This window comes from Roseomonas sp. TS2 (assembly GCF_058833935.1).
In genome coordinates this window covers 1-5,499 of record NZ_JCACVY010000234.1, presented here as the reverse complement: position 1 = coordinate 5,499, position 5,499 = coordinate 1, and the positions used below count along the sequence as shown (strand labels likewise).

Annotated in this window: 7 protein-coding genes; 4 read left to right on the top strand and 3 right to left on the bottom strand. The window is 75.9% G+C overall.

The genetic code is table 11. From position 1 onward, the window contains the following. From fmt to ACZJYS_RS22140, 4 genes are all read left to right on the top strand, one after another. Positions 1 to 761 (top strand): methionyl-tRNA formyltransferase (gene fmt / locus ACZJYS_RS22155; RefSeq protein ID WP_493180345.1); only part of this gene is annotated, 761 nt, incomplete at its 5' end. A gap of 1 nt (position 762) precedes the next feature. Then, the gene (truA, locus tag ACZJYS_RS22150; RefSeq protein WP_109517734.1) at positions 763 to 1,524 is read left to right on the top strand and encodes a tRNA pseudouridine(38-40) synthase TruA; all 762 of its coding nucleotides are present in this window, start codon (positions 763 to 765) and stop codon (positions 1,522 to 1,524) included. 52 nt (positions 1,525 to 1,576) lie between these two features. Further along, entirely contained in the window at positions 1,577 to 2,122 is a 546-nt protein-coding gene (locus ACZJYS_RS22145; RefSeq protein ID WP_493180344.1) for an NUDIX hydrolase, read from the top strand. 123 nt (positions 2,123 to 2,245) lie between these two features. Then, the gene (locus tag ACZJYS_RS22140; protein WP_493180343.1) at positions 2,246 to 3,370 is read left to right on the top strand and encodes a glycosyltransferase; all 1,125 of its coding nucleotides are present in this window, start codon (positions 2,246 to 2,248) and stop codon (positions 3,368 to 3,370) included. On the opposite strand, the gene ACZJYS_RS22135 is transcribed toward ACZJYS_RS22140, so the two are convergent. The 3 genes from ACZJYS_RS22135 to ACZJYS_RS22125 all read right to left on the bottom strand — a co-directional run. Beyond that, entirely contained in the window at positions 3,303 to 3,890 is a 588-nt protein-coding gene (locus tag ACZJYS_RS22135) for a class I SAM-dependent DNA methyltransferase (RefSeq protein WP_493180342.1), read from the bottom strand. The genes ACZJYS_RS22140 and ACZJYS_RS22135 overlap by 68 nt on opposite strands. Further along, positions 3,887 to 4,636, bottom strand: a complete 750-nt coding sequence (locus ACZJYS_RS22130) for a PIG-L deacetylase family protein (RefSeq protein WP_379648764.1) — start codon at positions 4,634 to 4,636, stop codon at positions 3,887 to 3,889. Before ACZJYS_RS22130 ends, ACZJYS_RS22135 begins: the two co-directional genes overlap by 4 nt. Continuing rightward, positions 4,627 to 5,499 (bottom strand): acyl-CoA dehydrogenase family protein (locus tag ACZJYS_RS22125; protein ID WP_493180341.1); only part of this gene is annotated, 873 nt, incomplete at its 5' end. The genes ACZJYS_RS22130 and ACZJYS_RS22125, both read right to left, overlap by 10 nt.

The window sequence follows — 5,499 nt, the reverse complement described above, 5'->3', positions numbered from 1 at the left end:
CCGCGCTGGAACTCGGCCTGCCCGTGCGCCACCCCGCCCGGGTGAAGCGCGACGTGGCGGAACACGAGGCCTTCCGCGCCCTCGATCTCGACGTGGCGGTGGTGGCGGCCTATGGGCTGATCCTGCCGCCGGCCATGCTGGAGGCGCCGCGCCGGGGCTGCCTGAACATCCATGCCTCGCTGCTGCCGCGCTGGCGCGGCGCCGGCCCGATCCAGGCCGCCATCCTCGCCGGGGACGCCGAGACGGGCATCACCATCATGCGCATGGAGGAAGGGCTGGACACCGGCCCGATGCTGCTCTCCGGCCGGCTGCCGATCGGCCCGCGCGACGGCACGCCCGCCGTGCACGACGCGCTGGCCGCCATGGGCGCCGGCCTCATCCTGCGCGCCCTGGCGGAAAACCCGGCGCCGGTGCCGCAGCCCGAGGCGGGCGTGACCTACGCGCCGAAGCTCAGCAAGGCCGATGGCCGGCTGGACTGGGCGCAGGAGGCCGCCGCGCTGGACCGCCGCGTGCGCGCGCTGAACCCCTGGCCCGGCACCTTCTTCGAGCACCAGGGCGAGACGATCCGCGTGCTGGAGGCCGTGCCGGCCGGGGGCGCTCCCGGCGCGGCACCCGGCACGGTGCTGGCGGAGGGCGCCGTCATCGCCTGCGGCGAGGGCGCGCTGCGCCTGACGCGGCTGCAGCGCCCCGGGCGTGGCCCGCTGCCGGCGGCGGATTTCCTGCGCGGCTTCCCGCTGCCGCCCGGCACGGTGCTCGGCTGAGATGCCCCGCTACGCCCTGCTGGTGGAGTATGACGGCGCGCCCTTCGTCGGCTGGCAGCGCCAGGCGGGCAGCCTCTCGGTGCAGCAGGTGCTGGAGGATGCCGCCGCGCCGCTGAATGGCGGGCAGCCCGCCGCCACCCAGGCCTCCGGCCGCACCGATGCGGGGGTGCATGCCGAGGGCCAGGTGGTGCAGATCGAGATCGCCACCGAGCTGGAGCCGCTGCGCCTGCGCGAGGCGCTGAACTATCACACCCGGCCGCACCCGGTCTCGGTGCTGGCGGCGGCGCGGGCGCCGGAGGGGTGGTCGGCGCGCTTCTCCTGCATCGGCCGCGGCTACCGCTACCGCATCCTGAACCGCCGGGCGCGGCCGGCGCTGGAGGCCGGGCGCGTCTGGCACGTGCAGCAGCCGCTGGACGCCATGGCCATGCACGCCGCGGCGCAGGGCCTGCTCGGCCAGCATGATTTCTCCGCCTTCCGCGCCGCCGCCTGCCAGGCCAAGAGCGCGCTGCGCACGCTGGACCGGCTGGACGTCTCGCGCCAGGGCGAGGAGGTGGTGGTGCACACCGCCGCACGCAGCTTCCTGCACCACCAGGTTCGCAACATGGTGGGCACGCTGGTGCAGGTGGGGCTGGGCCGCCGCCCCGCCACATGGCCCCGCCAGCTGCTGGACGGGCGCGACCGCACCCTGGCCGGGCAGAACGCGCCGCCCGAGGGGCTCACCTTCCTCTTCGCCCGCTACGAGACGCCGCCGGACTGGTGCTGAAGCCATGCGGGAAGGGCTTGCGGCCGCCGCGCCCGCCCCGCACCCTGGCGCCATGTCCGAGCCGAATTTCCAGCGCATCATCCCCGAGGGCGAGGACCGCGAGCGGCTGACCTGCGCCGAATGCGGCTTCATCGCCTATGAAAATCCGAAGATCGTGGTGGGCTCCGTGGTGGCGGAGGGGGAGCGGGTGCTGCTCTGCCGCCGCGCCATCGAGCCGCGCCGGGGCTTCTGGACCCTGCCCGCCGGCTACATGGAACTGGGCGAGACGGTGGAGGAAGGCGCCCTGCGCGAGGCCTGGGAGGAAGCCCAGGCGCGCATCGCGACGGAGGGGGTGCTGGCCCTCTACTCCATTCCCCGCATCGGGCAGGTGCAGGTGATCTTCCGCGCCCATCTGGCCGCGCCGGGCTACGCGGCGGGGCCGGAAAGCCTGGAGGTGCGGCTGTTCGACTGGGCGGAGATCCCGTGGGAACAGCTGGCCTTCCCCACCGTGCACGCGGCGCTGCGGCGCTGGCACGCGACGCGCGGCCAGCCGCTTGGTGCGCCCGTGCTGGAGACGGCGGGGCGCTTTCCCGGCGCCACCTCCCCGCAGGGGGTCTGAGCACCGGGAAGCTCGCACCGCGCGGCAACGGGCGGGGCCGCGGCGACGTTACAGCTTCCCATGCCCGCACCGTCACCTTGGCAGCGCGCCGCGCCGTGCCACGATCCCCTGTCCGCCCCGCAGGTGCCGGACGCCGTCCTGGCCATTCCGGTCCGCAACGAGGTGGCGCAGATCGGCGCCTGCCTGGCGGCCCTGGCGGCACAGACCGCGCTGGCACAGCTGACGGTGCTGCTCCTGCTCAACAACTGCACCGACGGCACGCGGGGCCGGGTGCGCCGGCTGCGCCCCGCCCTGCCCTTCGCGCTGCTGGCGCTGCGCGTCAGCCTGCCGCCGGAGCGGGCGCATGCCGGCGAGGCGCGCGGCCTGGCGCTCGATGCCGCCGCCGCGCTGCTGGAGGCGCGCGGCGCGTCGGACGGGCTGCTGCTGACCACCGACGCCGACAGCCGCGTGGCGCCGGACTGGCTGGAGGCGACCCGCGCCGCCTTCGCCGCCGGCGCCGATGCCGTGGCCGGCGCGGTGCGCTACGACCCGGCGGAGCGGCGGCGGCTGCCCGCCATGCTGCGCCGGCGGATGCTGCTGGAGGAGCGCTACCACGCCCTGCTGGCGCGGCTGGAGGCGCGGCAGGATCCTTGCCCGCACGACCCCTGGCCACGGCACCGCGGGGCCTCCGGCGCCAGCCTGGCGGTGACGCTGCGGGCCTACCGCCGTGCCGGCGGCCTGCCCCGCTGGCCGGTGGGCGAGGACCGCGCCCTGGCGGCCGCCCTGCGCGCCAGCGGTGCCCGCATCCGCCACGCGACCGATGTGCGGGTGCGCACCGCCTGCCGCCTGCAGGGCCGCGCCGTGGGCGGCGCCGCCGACACGCTGCGCCAGCAGGCCCTCTGTCCCGAACTGCCCTGCGACCCGATGCTGGAGCCGGCGGAGGCGGCGGCGCGGCGCTTCTCGCTGCGGGCGGCGCTGCGCGGGGCCTGGGAGAGAGGGGCCCTGGAACGGATCGTGGAGGCGCCGCGCTGGGAGGCACGGCTTGACCTGCCGCTCGGCTTCCTGACCAGCCGCGCCGCCCTGCCCTTCGTGGCGTTGTGGCCCATGGTGGAATATGCCAGCCCGCTGCTGCGGCCCGAGCCGCTGCTGCCGCAGGCCCTGCCGGGCGAGATCCGCACCGCGGCGCTGCTGCTGACCGGCCTCAGCCCGGCCGGCGCAGCAGGTCCAGCCGGTAGTGTTCCGCCCGTTCCTGCCGCACTGCCGGCATGACACCGGCCAGCGCGCCGATCAGGCCTTCCGCCGCGGCATCGCCCGAGAGCGGATAGTCCGTCGTGCCGGTCCAGTGCACCAGCAGCACCTCGCCGCCCGGCGCCAGATCCCGCCGCGTAAGCGCAGCGACGCGGGCAAGGTCGGCCTCGTCCAGGTAGTAGAGCACCTCGGAGAACAGGATCAGGTCGTAGCGGGCGCGCGGCCACTGCCGGGGCACCTCGCGCTGCGTCAGGGTGAGGCCGGGCAGACGCCCGCAATGGCGCCGCGCCGACGCGATGGCGCGGGCCGAGCCGTCGATCGCCAGCAGCAAATCGCAGCGCCCGGCCAGCTGCTTCGTCAGCACGCCGATCGAGCAGCCCACCTCCAGCACGCGGCCGTAGCGCGGGCGCTCCAGCGCGGCCAGGGTGGCGGCATACTTGGCGGCCTCGTAGGCGCTGTCGCGGAAGCGCCAGGGGTCGGGATCGGCGGCATAGAGCGCCTCGAAATAGGCCGCGGGCAGCGATCCCGTGGGGTGGGTCATGCCTCGGGCTCCACCTCCAGCACGATCTCATAGGGCCGGTCGAAGCGGGCCAGCATGGAAGCGTCCAGCACGAAGCCCTGTGGGTCGTCCAGGATCACCTCGCCAAGCTGGGAGCGGTGAGCGCGGATGGCGGCGCGCTTGTGCGGCAGCACCGAGCCGACCGCCAGCCGGGCACCGCGCGGCGCCATGCCGATCTCGGTCTCGGGCGGCAGGGTATGGCCCCAGACGGGATAGGCCAGGTGCCGCAGCCCCGGGTGGCGCCGCCGCAGCGCCGCCGCCATGGCGTGGGTCGCCTGATGGTCGCAATGCGGGTCGTGCCCCCAGCTGGCCAGCACCGTGCCGGCGCCGATACACCGCACCAGCCCGGAAAGCCGCTCCACCGCCGCCAGGAACCGCATCCCCTCATGCGGCACGGCGGCATCCGGCAGGTGCAGGAAGCGCACCATGCCCGGCGGCACCCCCAGCAGCGCCAACGCGCCGAGCGCCTCGGATTCGCGCAGCGCCCGCAGCGCCTCCGGCGGGTAGTCGCGCGAGCCCGGGTGCGAGGCTGCGCCATCGCTGATGAACGCCACGCAGACCGGCCGCGCCTGCCGGGCCGCCAGGGCGATCAGCCCGCCGCAGCCCAGGCTTTCGTCGTCGGGGTGCGGCGCCAGCACCAGCAGCCCTCCCGGCGCCAGGATCTCGTCCAGCGCGGCGAAGGGGAGCGCCTCGGCGGCATGGAAGAAGGCGCCGGCGGTCACGGCCATGGCAACGGGTCCCTCTCGAGCCAATGGGCGGCGCCCTGCGCCAGCGCCCGGTCCGGCGCCGGCTGGCGCAGATAGGTTGCCAGGTCGCGCGCCACGCGCTCCAGCGGCTGCGGCCGCATGAAGGCCATCAGTCCCACGGAGCGCTGCGCCGCCTCCAGCACCTCCAGCGCCGCGCGCTCCACGGCGCGGCGGGCGAGGTTGACGAAGCCGGCGATGGCATCGGGCGCCGCGTCGCTGCCGGCCAGGGCAGCGGCACGGTCCACCCAGAGCCGGGCGGTCCCGAGCGCGATGGCGGCCTCGCCCGCGCGGTGCAGCTGGTAGGGATCGGCATCGCGGCCACGGGCACGCAGCTGCTCGCGCAGCAGCGCGACGGCCTCCGCCATGCCACCCGACTGCACGGCGAGGAAGCGCCAGGCGCCGCCGGCGAAATGCGGCTCCGCCAGATACTGCTCCGGCGCGCCCAGGCACTGCCTCGTGGCGATGGGCAGCCCCTCCAGATCCACCGCCCCGGTGGCGGAGGCGCGCATCCCCTGTGCCGTCCAGCCGGAGAGGTCGGCGCGCTCGCGTGGGGAGAGATGGGGCAGCACCATGCGCAGCCCGTCCGCGGCACGCGCCGTCACCAGCGGGCGCGTGACCCGGCCTGCCCCGGAGGCGAGGATCTTGCGGCCCCGCAGCACCCCGCCGCCTTCCGCACCTTCCAGACGGAGCGGCGCGGCACCGTCATCGGTCGCCCAGACGCCGAAGAGATGGCCGGCCCGCACATCCTCGGCCATGGCCGCGCGCTGCGCCTCGGTGCCGTAGGCCTCGATCAGCCCGAGGGCGTTGACGTGACCTTCGTACAGCCGCCCCAGCGGCAGGCTGCC